This is a genomic window from Delftia sp., assembly GCF_059499305.1.
In genome coordinates this window covers 622,207-638,187 of the sequence record NZ_JCABYI010000030.1, presented here as the reverse complement: position 1 = coordinate 638,187, position 15,981 = coordinate 622,207, and the positions used below count along the sequence as shown (strand labels likewise).

Annotated in this window: 11 protein-coding genes; 10 read left to right on the top strand and 1 reads right to left on the bottom strand. The window is 68.9% G+C overall.

The features are described from left to right. Window positions 1-15 precede the first annotated feature (15 nt). The 10 genes from AC5I49_RS19480 to AC5I49_RS19435 all read left to right on the top strand — a co-directional run bounded on the left by AC5I49_RS19480 (window position 16) and on the right by AC5I49_RS19435 (window position 15,405). A complete protein-coding gene (locus tag AC5I49_RS19480; protein ID WP_063328024.1) occupies window positions 16-1,476 on the top strand; it encodes an MFS transporter in 1,461 nt (486 codons plus the stop codon). Window positions 1,477-1,523: 47 nt separating this feature from the next. Beyond that, window positions 1,524-5,387 carry a nitrate reductase subunit alpha gene (locus tag AC5I49_RS19475; protein WP_017405249.1) on the top strand — a complete coding sequence of 1,288 codons (3,864 nt, stop codon included), beginning with the start codon at window positions 1,524-1,526 and terminating at the stop codon, window positions 5,385-5,387. A gap of 18 nt (window positions 5,388-5,405) precedes the next feature. Continuing rightward, on the top strand, window positions 5,406-6,947 hold the full coding sequence (narH, locus tag AC5I49_RS19470) for a nitrate reductase subunit beta (protein WP_495789761.1): 1,542 nt from the start codon (window positions 5,406-5,408) through the stop codon (window positions 6,945-6,947). Between the two features lie 11 nt (window positions 6,948-6,958). Beyond that, window positions 6,959-7,672 carry a nitrate reductase molybdenum cofactor assembly chaperone gene (gene narJ / locus AC5I49_RS19465; RefSeq protein ID WP_013804386.1) on the top strand — a complete coding sequence of 238 codons (714 nt, stop codon included), beginning with the start codon at window positions 6,959-6,961 and terminating at the stop codon, window positions 7,670-7,672. After that, a complete protein-coding gene (narI, locus tag AC5I49_RS19460; RefSeq protein WP_012203043.1) occupies window positions 7,669-8,406 on the top strand; it encodes a respiratory nitrate reductase subunit gamma in 738 nt (245 codons plus the stop codon). Before narJ ends, narI begins: the two co-directional genes overlap by 4 nt. Before the next feature lie 94 nt (window positions 8,407-8,500). After that, window positions 8,501-9,322: a peptidylprolyl isomerase gene (locus AC5I49_RS19455; RefSeq protein ID WP_495789843.1), complete on the top strand. Its 822-nt coding sequence runs from the start codon at window positions 8,501-8,503 to the stop codon at window positions 9,320-9,322. 14 nt (window positions 9,323-9,336) lie between these two features. Further along, on the top strand, window positions 9,337-10,014 hold the full coding sequence (locus tag AC5I49_RS19450; protein WP_495789760.1) for a carbonic anhydrase: 678 nt from the start codon (window positions 9,337-9,339) through the stop codon (window positions 10,012-10,014). A 55-nt stretch (window positions 10,015-10,069) separates the two neighbouring features. Next, window positions 10,070-13,663, top strand: coding sequence for a ribonucleotide reductase barrel domain-containing protein (locus AC5I49_RS19445; RefSeq protein WP_495789759.1), 3,594 nt, complete (start codon window positions 10,070-10,072; stop codon window positions 13,661-13,663). Then, a complete protein-coding gene (locus tag AC5I49_RS19440; RefSeq protein WP_495789758.1) occupies window positions 13,660-14,238 on the top strand; it encodes a hemerythrin domain-containing protein in 579 nt (192 codons plus the stop codon). The genes AC5I49_RS19445 and AC5I49_RS19440 overlap by 4 nt, the downstream gene beginning before the upstream one ends. 72 nt (window positions 14,239-14,310) lie before the next feature. Then, complete coding sequence (locus tag AC5I49_RS19435) at window positions 14,311-15,405, top strand: AbrB family transcriptional regulator (protein ID WP_312840379.1); 1,095 nt, start codon at window positions 14,311-14,313, stop codon at window positions 15,403-15,405. An 8-nt stretch (window positions 15,406-15,413) separates the two neighbouring features. Here AC5I49_RS19435 and AC5I49_RS19430 read toward each other — a convergent pair whose 3' ends face one another. Next, window positions 15,414-15,980, bottom strand: a complete 567-nt coding sequence (locus AC5I49_RS19430; RefSeq protein WP_012203049.1) for a glycerol-3-phosphate responsive antiterminator — start codon at window positions 15,978-15,980, stop codon at window positions 15,414-15,416. Window position 15,981: the final 1 nt, after the last annotated feature.

The window sequence follows — 15,981 nt, the reverse complement described above, 5'->3', positions numbered from 1 at the left end:
CCGCAGGAGTTGCACATGCATGCGAACACCAAGACCGCCGCAAAGGCATCCGCGCGCAGCCGCCCCGGCAGCGTGCTGACCCTCTGGCGCCCCGAGGACAGGCAGTTCTGGGAGCGCGAGGGCGAGGCCATCGCCAGGATCAATCTCTGGATCTCGGTGCCCGCCCTGTTCCTGGCCTTTGCCATCTGGCAGGTCTGGAGCGTGGTGGCCGTGAACCTGCCCGCGCTGGGCTTCACCTACTCCACCAACCAGCTGTTCTGGCTGGCAGCGGCGCCTGCGCTGTCGGGCGCCACGCTGCGCATCTTCTATTCCTTCATGGTGCCGCTGATGGGCGGGCGCCGCTGGACGGCGCTGTCCACGGCCTCGCTGCTGATCCCGGCCATCGGCATCGGCTACGCCGTGCAGGACGCCAGCACCGGCTATCCGACCATGCTGATCCTGGCCCTGCTGTGCGGCCTGGGCGGGGGCAACTTCAGCTCCAGCATGGCCAACATCAGCTTCTTCTTTCCCAAGGAGCGCAAGGGCTCGGCCCTGGGCGTGAACGCGGGCCTGGGCAACCTGGGCGTGTCGGTGGTGCAGTTCCTGAGCCCGCTGGTGATCACGGCCGGCATCTTCGGCGTCTTCGGCGGCGATGCGCAGACCATCACCAAGGCCGGCGAGACCACCCGGGTGTGGGCGCAGAACGCGGCCTTCATCTGGGTGCCGTGGATCGCCATCGCCTCGCTGGCCGCCTGGTTCGGCATGAACGACATCGCCGACGCCAAGGCCAGCTTCGCGGCCCAGGCCGCCATCTTCCGGCGCAAGCACAACTGGGTGATGTGCCTGCTGTACCTGGGCACCTTCGGCTCGTTCATCGGCTTTGCCGCCGGCTTTCCGCTGCTGATCAAGAGCCAGTTCCCGGCGGTCAATCCGCTGGCCTATGCCTGGCTGGGCCCGCTGCTGGGCGCGCTGTCGCGGCCCTTTGGCGGCTGGCTGGCCGACAAGGCGGGCGGCGCGCGCGTGACGTTCTGGAACTTCCTCGTCATGGCCGTGGCCGTGGTGGGCGTGCTGTATTTCCTGCCCAAGGGCAGCGGCGGCTACGCGCTGGGCTTCGGTCCCGCCGAGGGCAGCTTCATGGGCTTCTTCCTGATGTTCCTGGTGCTGTTCCTGACCACGGGCATCGGCAACGGATCGACCTTCAGCATGATCCCGGCGATTTTCCTGGCCCTCAAGCAGCGCGAACTGGGCGCCCATCCCAGCGAGGAAGCCCAGGCCCATGCCCTCAAGGAGGGCAATACCGAAGGCGCGGCCGCCCTGGGCTTTGCGGGCGCGCTGGGAGCCTACGGCGGCTTCTTCATCCCCAAGAGCTACGGCAGCTCCATCGCCGCCACGGGCGGGCCCGAGCTGGCGCTGTGGGTGTTTGCCGCCTTCTATGTGCTGTGCGTGGGCGTGACCTGGTGGTACTACGCGCGCAGGAACGCCGAGATGCCCTGCTGAGCCCCGGGCCGCAGACCGCACCGCAACGAACAACAAGGAGTCCCGCGATGAGCCATTTTCTGGACAAGCTTTCCTACTTCTCCCTGCCCCGGCAGGAATTCTCCAACGGCCATGGCCAGGTGACGGGCGAGGACCGCACCTGGGAAGACGCCTACCGCGACCGCTGGGCGCATGACAAGGTGGTGCGCTCCACGCACGGCGTGAACTGCACGGGCTCGTGCTCGTGGAAGATCTACGTCAAGGGCGGCATCGTGACCTGGGAGACCCAGCAGACCGACTACCCGCGCACGCGCGCCGACCTGCCCAACCACGAGCCGCGCGGCTGCGCGCGCGGCGCCAGCTACAGCTGGTACCTGTACAGCGCCAACCGCGTCAAATACCCCATGGTGCGCGGCCGGCTGCTCAAGCACTGGCGCGCTGCCCTGGCCGTGGCCAGGAGCCCGGTCGATGCCTGGGCCGCCATCGTCGAGAACGCGGATGCGCGCAGCGAGTGGCAAAAGCAGCGCGGCCTGGGCGGCTTCGTGCGCAGCAGCTGGGACGAGGTCAACCGCATGATCGCGGCGGCCAACGTCTACACCATCAAGAAGCACGGGCCGGACCGCATCATCGGCTTCTCGCCGATTCCGGCCATGTCCATGATCTCGTATGCCGCAGGCAGCCGCTACCTGAGCCTGATCGGCGGCGTGTGCATGAGCTTCTACGACTGGTACTGCGACCTGCCGCCGGCCAGCCCCCAGACCTGGGGCGAGCAGACCGACGTGCCAGAGAGCGCCGACTGGTACAACTCCAACTTCATCATCGCCTGGGGCTCCAACGTGCCCCAGACGCGCACCCCCGACGCCCACTTCTTCACCGAGGTCCGCTACAAGGGCGCCAAGGTCGTGGCCGTCACGCCCGACTACTCCGAGGTCGCCAAGCTGGCCGACCTGTGGATGCACCCCAAGCAGGGCACGGACGCGGCCGTGGCCATGGCCATGGGCCACGTCATCCTCAAGGAGTTCTACTTCGGCGAGCGCGGCCGCCCGGCCTATTTCGAGGACTATGCGCGCCGCTACACCGACCTGCCGCTGCTGATCCGCCTCAAGCGCCAGCAACTGCCCGACGGCCGCACGGCCCTGGTGCCCGAGCGCTATGTGCGCGCCAGCGACTTCGACGGCCACCTGGGCCAGGACAGCAACCCCGAGTGGAAGACCGTGGCCTACGGCGAGGACGGCGGCGTGGCCCTGCCCAACGGCTCCATCGGCTTTCGCTGGGGCGAGGCCGGCCGCGCCGACGAGGGCCTGTGGAACCTCGAATCCAAGGAGGCGCGCACGGGCAACGACGTGCAGCTCAAGCTCTCGGTGCTGGACGGCCAGGGCGTGGACAGTGAAGTGGCCGACGTGGCCTTCCCCTACTTCGGCGGCCTGCAGTCGCCGGGCTTCGACGCCAACGAGCAGGGCACGGATGTGCTGCTGCGCCGCGTGCCCGTCTCGCGCATGGTGCTGGACGGCGAGGAGGCCATCGTGGCCACCGTGTTCGACCTGCTGGCGGGCAACTACGGCATCCACCGTGGCCTGGAGGGTGAGGCCACCGAGGGCGCTGATGGCGGCTATGACGCCGATGCGCCCTACACCCCGGCCTGGCAGGAAAAGATCACCGGCGTGCCGCGTGACCAGGTGATCGCCATTGCGCGCCAGTTCGCCGACAACGCCGAGAAGACGCGCGGCAAGTCCATGGTCATCATCGGCGCGGCCATGAACCACTGGTACCACTGCGACATGAACTACCGCGGCATCATCAACATGCTGATGCTGTGCGGCTGCATAGGCCAGAGCGGCGGCGGCTGGGCGCACTACGTGGGCCAGGAAAAGCTGCGCCCGCAGACCGGCTGGACCGCGCTGGCCTTTGCGCTGGACTGGCTGCGCCCGCCGCGCCAGATGAACTCCACCAGCTTCTTCTACGCCCACACCGACCAGTGGCGCTACGAGAAGCTGGGCGTGGAAGAGGTGCTGTCCCCGCTGGCCGACCGCAGCCAGTACGGCGGCGCCATGATCGACTACAACGTGCGCGCCGAGCGCATGGGCTGGCTGCCCAGCGCCCCGCAGCTGCAGGCCAACCCGCTGCAGCTGGTGCGCGACGCCCAGGCCCAGGGCCTGGACGTGAAGGACCACGTGGTGCAGTCCCTGCAGGACGGCTCGCTGTCCATGAGCTGCGAGGACCCCGACCACCCGGCCAACTGGCCGCGCAACATGTTCGTGTGGCGCTCCAACATCCTGGGCAGCTCGGGCAAGGGCCATGAGTACTTCCTCAAGCACCTGCTGGGCACCACGCACGGCGTGCAAGGAAAAGACCTTGGAGAACAAGACCCCCCCGATGCGCTGCGCGCCTCCCCCCAGGGGGCGGCCGGCTTGGGGCGGCCCGGCGCCGGCCATTCGGCCAAGCCGCAGGAAGTGCGCTGGCACGACAAGGCGCCCGAAGGCAAGCTGGACCTGCTGGTCACGCTGGACTTCCGCATGAGCACCACCTGCCTGTACTCGGACATCGTCCTGCCCACGGCCACCTGGTATGAGAAGAACGACCTCAACACCAGCGACATGCACCCCTTCATCCACCCGCTGTCGGCGGCCGTGGACCCGGCCTGGCAGGCCAGGAGCGACTGGGAGATCTACAAGGGCTTCGCCAAGTCCTTCAGCGAGGTCTGCGTGGGCCACCTGGGCGTGGAAAAGGACGTGGTGCTCACGCCGCTGATGCACGACACCCCCGCCGAGCTGGCCCAGCCCGATGGCGTGCGCGACTGGAAGAAGGGCGAGTGCGCCCTGATCCCCGGCAAGACCGCGCCGCAGATTGCCGTGGTCGAGCGCGACTATCCCAACCTCTACAAGCGCTTCACGGCCCTGGGCCCGCTGATGGACAGGCTGGGCAACGGCGGCAAGGGCATCGGCTGGAACACCGAGACCGAGGTGGAGCAGCTGGGCGAGCTCAACGGCCTGGTGCGCGAGGAAGGCGTGAGCCAGGGCCGCCCGCGCATCGTCACCGACATCGACGCCACCGAGGTGGTGATGATGCTGGCGCCCGAGACCAACGGCCACGTGGCCGTCAAGGCCTGGGAGGCGCTGTCGAAGCAGACGGGGCGCGAGCACGCCCACCTGGCCCTGCACCGCGAGGACGAGAAGATCCGCTTTCGCGACATCCAGGCCCAGCCGCGCAAGATCATCAGCTCGCCCACCTGGTCGGGCCTGGAAAGCGAGAAGGTCAGCTACAACGCCTGCTACACCAACGTGCATGAGCTGATCCCATGGCGCACCCTCACCGGCCGCCAGCAGTTCTACCAGGACCATCCGTGGATGCGCGACTTCGGCGAAGGCTTCGTCAGCTACCGCCCGCCCGTGCACATGAAGGCGCTGCAGGAAGTGCAGGGCCAAAAGCCCAACGGCCATCCCGAGATCGCGCTGAACTTCATCACGCCGCACCAGAAGTGGGGCATCCACTCCACCTATGGCGACAACCTGATGATGCTCACGCTGGCGCGTGGCGGCCCCATCGTCTGGCTCAGCGAGGACGACGCCAAGAGCGCCGGCATCGCCGACAACGACTGGGTGGAGCTGTACAACGCCAACGGCGCCATCGCGGCGCGGGCCGTGGTCAGCCAGCGCGTCAAGCCGGGCATGGTGATGATGTACCACGCGCAGGAGAAGACCATCAACACGCCGGGCTCGGAGATCACCGGCACGCGCGGCGGCATCCACAACTCGGTCACGCGCATCGTGCTCAAGCCCACCCACATGATCGGCGGCTACGCGCAGTACAGCTACGGCTTCAACTACTACGGAACCATCGGCACCAACCGCGACGAGTTCGTGCTGGTCCGAAAGATGCGCCGCATCGACTGGCTGGATGACGAAGCCGAGGCCGGCGCAGCCGCCCATGCCTGAACAACAAGGAGAAACACGATGAAAATCCGCGCACAGATCGGCATGGTGCTGAACCTGGACAAGTGCATCGGCTGCCACACCTGCTCCGTCACCTGCAAGAACGTCTGGACCAGCCGCCCCGGCGTCGAATACGCCTGGTTCAACAACGTCGAGACCAAGCCCGGCATCGGCTACCCGCGCGAGTGGGAAAACCAGGCCAAGTGGAACGGCGGCTGGATGCGCCGCTCGGACGGCTCCATCGCGCCCCGCCAGGGCGGCAAGTGGAGCCTGTTGATGCGCATCTTCGCCAACCCCAACCTGCCCCAGATCGACGACTACTACGAACCCTTCACCTACGACTACGAGCACCTGCAGTCGGCCAGGGAAAGCAAGGCCGCGCCCACGGCGCGCGCGCGCAGCCTGATCTCGGGCCAGCGCATGGAGAAGATCGAATGGGGTCCGAACTGGGAGGAAATCCTGGGCGGCGAATTCAGCAAGCGCAGCCATGACGTGAACTTCGAGCAGATCCAGAAGGACATCTACGGCCAGTTCGAGAACACCTTCATGATGTACCTGCCGCGCCTGTGCGAGCACTGCCTGAACCCGGCCTGCGTGGCGTCCTGCCCCTCGGGCTCGATCTACAAGCGCGAGGAGGACGGCATCGTCCTCATCGACCAGGACAAGTGCCGCGGCTGGCGCATGTGCGTCTCCGGCTGCCCCTACAAGAAGATCTACTACAACTGGCAAAGCGGCAAAGCCGAAAAATGCATCTTCTGCTACCCGCGCATCGAGGCCGGCCAGCCCACCGTCTGCTCCGAGACCTGCGTGGGCCGCATCCGCTACCTGGGCGTGCTGCTGTACGACGCCGACCGCATCGAGGAGGCTGCCAGCGTGGAGCGCGACCGCGACCTCTACCAGGCGCAGCTGGACATCTTCCTGGACCCCAATGACCCCGAGGTCATCCGCCAGGCCCGCATCGACGGCATCCCCGACGCCTGGATCGAGGCCGCCCAGTCCAGCCCCGTCTACAAGATGGCCGTGGACTGGAAGGTGGCCCTGCCGCTGCACCCCGAGTACCGCACCCTGCCCATGGTCTGGTATGTGCCGCCGCTGTCGCCCATCACCTCGGCGGCGAACGCCGGGCATCTCGACAGTGTCGGCCGCAGCCCCATCAATGGCGACCTGCCCGATGTCTCGCAGCTGCGCATCCCCGTGCAGTACCTGGCCAACCTGCTCACCGCCGGCGACACCACGCCCGTGGTGCGCGCGCTGGAACGCATGCTGGCCATGCGCGCGTACCAGCGCAGCAAGCACGTGGACCAGGAACAGAACCTGGCCGTGCTCCAGTACGCGGGACTGACGGTGCACGAGGTCGAGGACATGTACCAGACCATGGCGATCGCCAACTACGAGGACCGCTTCGTCATCCCCTCGGCCCACCGCGAATACGCCGAAAGCGCGTTCGATTTGCGCGGCGGCTGCGGCTTCTCGTTCGGCAACGGCTGCTCCGACGGCAGCACCGACGCCAGCCTGTTCGGCGGCAAGAAGCCGCGCACCATCCCCATCCGCGCGCAAATGTGAGGACTGCCGCCATGTTCAATCACAACACCTCCACCCCCGTGCGCCTGACGCTGCGCGCGCTGGCCTGCCTCATCGGCTACCCGGGCGCCGAGCTGCGCGCCCTGCTGCCGGGCCTGATCGACGCCCTGCGCCTGGAGCAATCCGTGGCGCCCGCGCGGCTGCGCGAGTTGCAGCAGCTGGCCGAGCAGCTGCAGGCCATGGACCCCTTCGAGGCCGAGGCCCGCTACGTGGACACCTTCGACCGGGGCCACCAGACCTCGCTGCACCTGTTCGAACATGTGCACGGCGACTCGGCCGACCGGGGCCCGGCGCTGATCGACCTGCAGCAGACCTACGAGCGCGCGGGCCTGGCCTTCGAGGCCGACGAACTGCCCGACCACCTGGCCGTGGTGCTGGAGTTCGCCTCCACCCAGCCGCCGGCCATCGCCCGTGAATTCCTGGGCGAGATGGCCCACATCCTCAACGCCCTGTTCACGGCGCTGGCGCGGCGCGACAGCCCCTACGCCAGCGTGATCGCGGCCGTGCTGGAGATCACCGGCCACCGGGCCGAGCGCGTGGAAATCCGCCCCGAGCCCGCCATGGACGAGGCCTGGGCCGAACCCGCCGCCTTCGACGGCTGCAGCAGCCAGGGCCAATCGCGCCCCGGCGCCGAGCAGCCCGTGCATTTCGTGCGCCGCACGGCGGCGCCCCAAGCCCAAGGACCCCGCCAAAGGAGCCTGACATGACCCCCTCCTGGATAGACCACCTGCTCTTCGGCCTCTACCCCTACATCTGCCTGGCCGTGTTCTTCATCGGCAGCTGGCTGCGCTTCGACCGCGACCAGTACACCTGGAAGAGCGATTCATCGCAGCTGCTGCGCAGCGGAAGCCTGCGCTGGGGCAGCAACCTGTTCCACATCGGCGTGCTGTTCCTGTTCTTCGGCCACACCGTGGGCATGCTCACGCCGCACTTCGTCTACGAGCCCTTCATGGCCGCAGGCGCCAAGCAGCTGCTGGCCATGGTCAGCGGCGGCATCGCGGGCACGCTGGGCTTCATCGGCCTCACCATCTTGCTGCACCGCCGGCTGTCGGACGTGCGCATCCGCGCCCACTCCAGGTTCAGCGACATCGCCATCCTCTGGCTGCTGTGGCTGCAGCTGCTGCTGGGCCTGGCCACCATCCCGCTGTCTGCAAAGCACATGGACGGCTCCATGATGATGGCCCTGGCCGAATGGGCGCAGCGCATCGTCACCTTCCGTGGCGGCGCAGCCGAACTGCTGGCCGAGGCCGGCTGGGTGTTCAAGGCCCACATGTTCCTGGGCATGAGCATCTTCCTGGTCTTCCCCTTCACGCGCCTGGTCCACGTCTGGAGCGGCTTCGGCACCCTGGTCTACCTGCTGCGCCCCTACCAGCTGGTGCGCTCGCGCCGCCTGGGCCTGCCCGCATCGTCGGCACGCCGTGACGCCAAGCCCGGCCATTGAGGAGAGCGACATGGAACATGGATGCAACGGATCGGGCGGCGGCCACTGCGGCTGCGCGTCTTCAACCCCTTCTTCTTCTACTTCTTCTGCCCCGATGGGGGATCTCCCGGCGATTCCCGACGTGCCGGCCTTCCCGCCCGTGGGCGAGGCCGGTGCCGAGGTGGCCCGCATCAACGCCACGCCGCTGCACGCACCCGGACAGCGCCCGCCCGAGCGCGAACTGCGCCAGCGCGCCTGCACCGAGCTGCTGCGCCAGGCGGCCCAGCGCGAAGGCCTGCTGGGCACCGATGATGCGGCCGGCGACGACGGCGTCATCAGCGAGCGCGCCTCCCAGGCCATAGAGCAGCTGCTGGAGCAATCGCTGCACCTGCCCGAGCCCGGCGAGGACGCCTGCCGCCGCCACTTCGATGCCAACCCCGCGCGCTTCGCCCAGGGCGAGCGTGTGCGCCTGCGCCACGTGCTGTTTGCCGTCACGCCCGGCGTGGACGTGCGTGCCCTCACCCAGCGGGCCGAGGCCCTGCTGATCGAGCTGCGCTGTGCCGACGACGCCGGCCTGCGCTTTGCCGAGGCCGCGCGCCAATGGTCCAACTGCCCCAGCGGCCAGCATGGCGGCGAACTGGGCTGGCTGGGCCGCAGCGACTGCGCGCCCGAATTCGTGCGCGATGTCTTTGCCTCCCAGGAAATCGGCGTGCTGCCGCGCCTGGTGCACAGCCGCTTCGGCCTGCATGTGGTCGAGGTCTGCGCGCGCGAGGCGGGCGTTCTGCCCGACTGGCAGCAGGCGCGCCCGGCCGTCGCCCAGGCCCTGCACCAGCAGACCTGGGTGAGCGCGCTCCACCAGTACCTGCAGCTGCTGGCCGGCCAGTCCGAAGTGGTGGGCGTGCGCATCGCTGCGGCCGACTCGCCGCTGGTGCAATAGCCGGGGAAGTGCCCATGCCCGACGACGAACTGCTGCTGCGCCTGCGGCGCTTCCACGAGCACGCCTTCCCGCAGTACCGCGCGCAGTTCCGCACCCTGGTCGAAGAGGGCCAGCACCCGACCACGCTGTTCATCGGCTGCTCGGACTCGCGCCTGGTGCCCTACCTGCTCACGGGGGCGCCGCCGGGCGAGCTGTTCCTGGTGCGCAACGTGGGCGCCTTCGTGCCGCCGTACGACGGATCGCACGGCCACCACGGCACGGCGGCGGCCATCGAATTCGCCGTGCTCAACCTGCAGGTCAGCCGCATCGTGGTCTGCGGCCACAGCCACTGCGGGGCCATCAAGGCCCTGTATGGAGAAGTCTCGCCCGAGGCACGCAACCTGCAGCGCTGGCTGGACCTGGGCCGCGAGGCCGTGCTGCCCGTGCAGGCCGGCCCCGAGGCGCTGCGCCGCACCGAGCAGCGCGCCGTCGTGCTGCAGCTCGAACGGCTGATGGACTATCCCATGGTGCGATCGCGGGTAGAGGCCGGGCGGCTCAGCCTGCACGGATGGCACTATGTCATCGAAGACGGCGAAGTCCATGTCTTCGATGTCCAGACCGGCCGCTTTGTTGCGGCATCTCAAGCTCCGCACAGCGGCACCGGGCCGTACCCGCCCTACGTGGAGCATGATGGACAAGTGCTTGTCGACTGAGGCCCGAGCAAGTGCCAGGGACGGCGGCAGGCAAGTCAACACGGGAGCCATGCCAATGCATCGCGAAAACCTGGGCCGCGCGCAGGACGCGGCGGATCTGCAGCCCATCAGCCTCGATGTGCTGCGCGAAAAATACCTCAAGGACGGCGAGACCGGCGTGGGCGAGCTCTACGCCCGCGTGGCCCGCGCCCTGGCCTCGGTCGAGCCCGAGGCGCGCCGCGCCGAATGCGAGGCCCTGTTCCTGGCCAACCTGCAGGCCGGCGCCATAGGCGCAGGGCGCATCATGAGCGCGGCCGGCACCGACCTGCAGGCCACGCTGATCAACTGCTTCGTGCAGCCCGTGGGCGACTGCATCCAGGGCGTGGACGACGGCGGCTACCCCGGCATCTACGAAGCCCTGCGCGAAGCCGCCGAAACCATGCGCCGTGGCGGCGGCGTGGGCTACGACTTCTCGCGCATCCGCCCCCGTGGCGCCGAGGTGTGCGCCACCGCCTCGCTGGCCTCGGGCCCGTGCAGCTATATCAACGTCTTCGACCAGTCCTGCGCTACCGTGGAAAGCGCGGGCGCGCGGCGCGGCGCCCAGATGGGCGTGCTGCGCATCGACCACCCCGACGTGCTCGAATTCATCACCGCCAAGCGCACGCCGGGCCGCTGGAACAACTTCAACGTCTCGGTCGGCGTCAGCGACGCCTTCATGCAGGCCGTGGCCGAAGACCAGCCCTGGCACCTGGTGCACCGCGCCCGCCCCGGCACCGCCTTGCTGGAGCAGGGTGCCCACCAGCGCGAAGACGGCCAGTGGGTCTACCAGACCCTGCCCGCCCGCACGCTGTGGGACACCATCATGCGCTCGGCCTACGACTTCGCCGAGCCCGGCATCCTCTTCCTGGACCACATCAACGACGACAACAACCTGCGCTACTGCGAGGAGATCGCGGCGACGAATCCTTGCGTCACGGCAGATACCTGGGTACTCACCGAGTCGGGACCAGCCCAGGTTGCAGACCTCGTCGGAAAGACATTTGGCGCCGTGGTCGACGGCCAGGTTTACGCCACCGAAAGCGCGGGCTTCTTCGCCACCGGCCGCAAGCCGGTGCTGCGGCTGACTACACGCGAGGGCCAGGTGCTGCGCCTGACCGCAGACCATCTGGTGCGGCGTGTCGCTCGCCGCACGCGCTATGCGTTGCAGGCCGAATGGACTCCGGCCGCCCAACTGCAGGCAGGCGACGAGGTACTGCTTCATAACCACCGTGCGTTTCAAGGCTGGGATGGGCAGGGCACCGAGGCCGAAGGCTACCTGCTGGGCCTGCTGATAGGCGATGGAACCCTCAAGGCCGACAAGGCCGTGATCAGCGTATGGGCGCCCGAGCTGCGCCAGGTCGCAGGCAACGCCAGCAGTGCGGTGGCCTATGCCGCCACGGGCGCGGCAGGCATCATGCAGGCCGCTGAGGCTGCAGCAGCCAGCTTGCGCCACCGCGCGGATTTCCGTGGATTCCAGCGGCCAGTGGCGGGACGTGGCGAGGCGCGCATGGCCAGTGCCGCATTGCGCGATCTGGCGCTTGGCATGGGGATGGAGCCAGGGTGCAAGTGCATCACCAAGTCCATGGAAGCGGCCTCTTCTGCATTTTCCGCAGGGCTGCTGCGCGGCCTGTTTGATGCCGATGGATCGGTCCAGGGCACACAGGACAAGGGCGTGAGCCTGCGCCTGTCCCAGAGCGATTCTGAGTTGCTGCGTACCGTGCAGCGCATGCTGCTGCGCCAGGGCATGGCTTCGACGATTTATGAGAACCGTCGGCCAGCCCAACTGCGCGCCATGCCCGACGGCAAAGGCGGCCAGCGCGACTATGCAACCCAGGCACAGCATGAACTGGTCATCAGCGGCGACAACCTTGGCATCTTCGCCGACCGCATAGGCCTTGCGGACACCGACAAGGCCGAACGGCTGGAGCAGGCCCTGGCCCAGTACCGGCGCACCCCGAACCGTGAGCGCTTCACTGCCACCGTCCAGGCGTTGGAGAGCGACGGCGAGGAAATGGTCTATGACGTCACGGTGGCGGACTGCCACGCCTTCGACGCCAATGGCCTGTATGTGCACAACTGCGGCGAACAGCCGCTTCCCTCCTACGGCTGCTGCGACCTCGGCCCCGTCATCCTCACGCGCTTCGTGCGCCATCCGTTCGGCTTCGCGGGCGAGCCTGTGTTCGACTTCGAGGCCTTCGAGCGCTCTGTGGCCGTGCAGGTGCGTGCGCTGGACAACGTGCTGGAGCTGACCTGGTGGCCGCTGCCGCAGCAGCGCGAGGAAAGCGAGGCCAAGCGGCGCATCGGCGTGGGCTTCACGGGCATGGGCAATGCGCTGGCCATGCTGCGCCTGCGCTACGACGCGCCCGAGGGCCGGGCCATGGCCGCGCGCATTGCCGAGCGCATGCGCGATGCGGCCTACGGCGCCTCGGTGGAGCTGGCGCGCGAGAAGGGGGCCTTCCCCAAGTTCGACGCCGATGGCTACCTGGCCGAAGGCACCTTCGCCAGCCGCCTGCCCGAGGCGCTGCGCCAGCGCATACGCACGCACGGCATACGCAACAGCCACCTGCTGTCCATCGCGCCCACGGGCACGGTCAGCCTGGCCTTTGCCGACAACGCCTCCAACGGCATAGAGCCGCCGTTCTCCTGGACCTACAAGCGCAAGAAGCGCACGGCCGATGGCGGCAGCGCCGAGTACGCGGTCGAGGACCATGCCTGGCGCCTGTACCGCTCGCTGGGCGGCGACGTGCAGCAGCTGCCCGACTACTTCGTCAGCGCGCTGCAGATGCCTGCGGCCGGCCACATCGCCATGATGCAGGCCGTGCAGCCCTTCGTGGACACGGCGATCTCCAAGACCGTCAACGTGGCCGCCGACTATCCCTACGAGGACTTCAAGGACCTGTATCGCCAGGCCTGGAAGGCAGGCCTCAAGGGCCTGGCCACCTACCGGCCCAACACCATCCTGGGCTCCGTGCTCGAGACCCATGCGCCCGAATCTGCTGAAAAGCCGGCCTCCCCCGCGCCGGCGGGAGCGACGGCTTCCGCACCCGACCCGCTGCGCACCGTGATAGAAAGCCGCCCGCAGGGCGCGCTGGACGCCGTGGCCGAGAAGATCGAGTACTGGACCCAGCAAGGCCCCAAGCGCCTGTACCTGGTCGTCTCCTTCCTGCCCGTGGTCCTGCCCGATGGCCGCACGGTGGACCGCGCCATCGAATTCTTCATGCCCGTAGGCCAGAGCGGCGAGTCCCAGCAATGGGTGACCTCCAGCATGCGCCTGCTGTCACTGGCCGCGCGCGGCGGCTTCCTGGAGCGCGCCCTCAGCGACATGCGCAAGGTGGCCTGGGACCGGGGCCCCGTGCGCCTGGGCACCCACCAGCGCGACGACGGCACGCGCGTGCCCATGTGGCACGACTCCGAGGTGGCCGCCATCGCCTATGCGGTGCAGAACATCCTGGCCCGGCGCGGCAGCGGCGCACCGCCCGCCCCATCGCCGCTGCCCGAGCCCGAGGCCCTGGCCACCGACCCCATGGTCATGGCCGGCCGCAAATGCGAGGAATGCGGCGCCCATGCCGTGATCCGCAAGGACGGCTGCGAGTACTGCACGGCCTGCGGCCATCTGGGGAGCTGTGGGTGAAAGTTGCCGTGGCCCCACGCCCGCAGGGCGATGCCGTGCCCGGCTGGCGCGCGCCCGGCACGGGCTTCGACCAGCCCTTCGAGATGCTCGAAGCCTGCCACGAGCGCGTGCTGCGCATGCTGGCGCTGCTGGACCGGCTGCGCGTGCATCTCCAGACCAAAGGTTGCGACGACAGCGCACGCCAGGCGGCGCGCGACATCCTGCGCTACTTCGACCAGGCGGCGCCGCTGCACCATGAGGACGAGGAGCTGCATGTCTTCCCGCCGCTGCTGGAGCAGGGCGATGCGCAGACCGTGGCCCTGGTGCAGCGCCTGCAGCGCGAGCACGGCCTGATGAGCGCCGACTGGGCGCTGGCGCGCCAGCCGCTGCTGGACATGGCCGAGGGGCAGTCCCAGGGCTTTGGCGCGGCTGACGAGGAGGTGTTCGAACGCTTCGCGGCCTGCTATGCCAGCCATGTCGAGAATGAAGAGCGGCTGGCCTACCCGCAGGCGCGTGGCATGCTGCCAGAGGCAGCGCAGGCGGCCATGGGCCGCGAGATGGCGGTGCGGCGGGGCGCGGACCTGTCACGGAGATAGCGCCGCCGGCAGCGCGCGGGAGCCGGCGCGGCGATACTCGCAGGCTTTGGACCTGCCCCCGCCTCGCCTGCCATGCCCGAGCGCCGCCCCATTTTCCTGCTTCGCATCGCACTGACCCTGCTGGGCGCCCTTGCCGCCGCCCAGCTGTGCCTGTGGCTGCGCACGCCGCTGCCCTGGATGCTGGGGCCGCTGATCGCCACCTCGCTGGCCTCCATCCTGGGCGCGCCCACGGCCAGTTCGGGCCGGCTGCGCAACGGCGGGCAGTGGATCATCGGCGCCTCGCTGGGCCTGTACTTCACGCCGGCCGTGGTGCAGTTGATCGCGGGGCTGTGGTGGGCGATTGCCGTGGCCATTGTCTGGGCGCTGCTGCTGGGCTGGGGCTTCGGCGCCTGGCTGTACCGCGTGCATGCGCCGCGCATGCCGCAGATACCGGCGGGCGAGATGCGCGCCACCACCTATTTCGCTGGCGCCATTGGCGCGGCGTCGGAGATGACGCTGCTGGCCGAGCGCGAGAACGCGCGCACCGACCTGGTGGCGGCCAGCCACAGCCTGCGCCTGGTCATCGTCACCGTGAGCATTCCGTTCGCGCTGCAGTGGAGCGGTCTGCACGGGCTGGAGGGGCTGACGCCGCCCAGCATCCGCATCGTCGAATGGCCGGGGCTGGCGCTGCTGGCCGTGCTCACGGGCCTGGGCGCCTGGGCCATGGACCGGCTCAGGCGCGCCAACCCCTGGTTCCTGGGCGCGCTGCTGGTGTCCATGCTGCTGACCATGTGCGGCCAGGAACTGTCGGCCGTGCCCCAGGCCCTGGTCAATGCGGCGCAGCTGGTGATCGGCATCAGCCTGGGCGTGCGCTTCAAGCGCGAATTCCTGCACACCGCGCCGCGCTGGCTGGGTTCCGTGGCCTTGGGCACCGTGGGGCTCATGGCGATCTGCGCGGGCTTCGCCTGGCTGCTGCACCTGGCCGTGGACCTGCCCTGGGTCACCCTGCTGCTGGGCACCTCGCCGGGCGGCATCACCGAGATGGCCATCACCGCCAAGGTGCTGCAGCTGGGCGTGCCCGTGGTCACGGCCTTCCAGGTCTGCCGGCTGATCGCCGTGCTGCTGCTGGTGGCGCCGCTGTTCCGCTGGGTGGAGGCGCGCGGGCCGGCCGCGTCGCGCACGGCCTAGGGCCCACCTCACCACAGCCCACTGTCGCTGGTCGATACCGCAATCGCACCACCGGCCAGCGCCTGCTGGACCTGCTCCTGGCTGCAGACGAAGCCCGAGGCCACGAGCGGCGGCAGGATGCGGCGCTCGGCCTCGGTGATGTGGGCCAGCATGGGGGCGGGCATGATCTGCACGAGGTTGGGGTCGCTCTGCTCCACGGCCTTGATGCTGCGCGGCCAGGTGGAGCGGTCGGTGACGAAGACCTTTTGCATGGTCAGCAGCCCGGCCTTGTTGGCGCGCTGGATGGTGGCCACGCGCGTGGACAGCAGGCTGCTGGCGCCCAGGTCCACAAGGTAGTCCACGCCGCCCTTGTCGGGCGAGATGCCGTCGCAGCTGTCGATGTTGACGATGGCGATCTTGCCCGCCCCGGTGATGGTGGAGATCACCGAGCGCAGGCGGCGCAGTTCGATGTTGGCGACGATGGCGACTTCGGCCTGGCTGGCCAGCAGCGCGTCCATTTGCTCGGCCCCGTACAAGGTGGCGATGACGGGGCGGCGCGCCAGCCGCGCGCCCAGGGAGTTGTCCGGGCGGCCCATG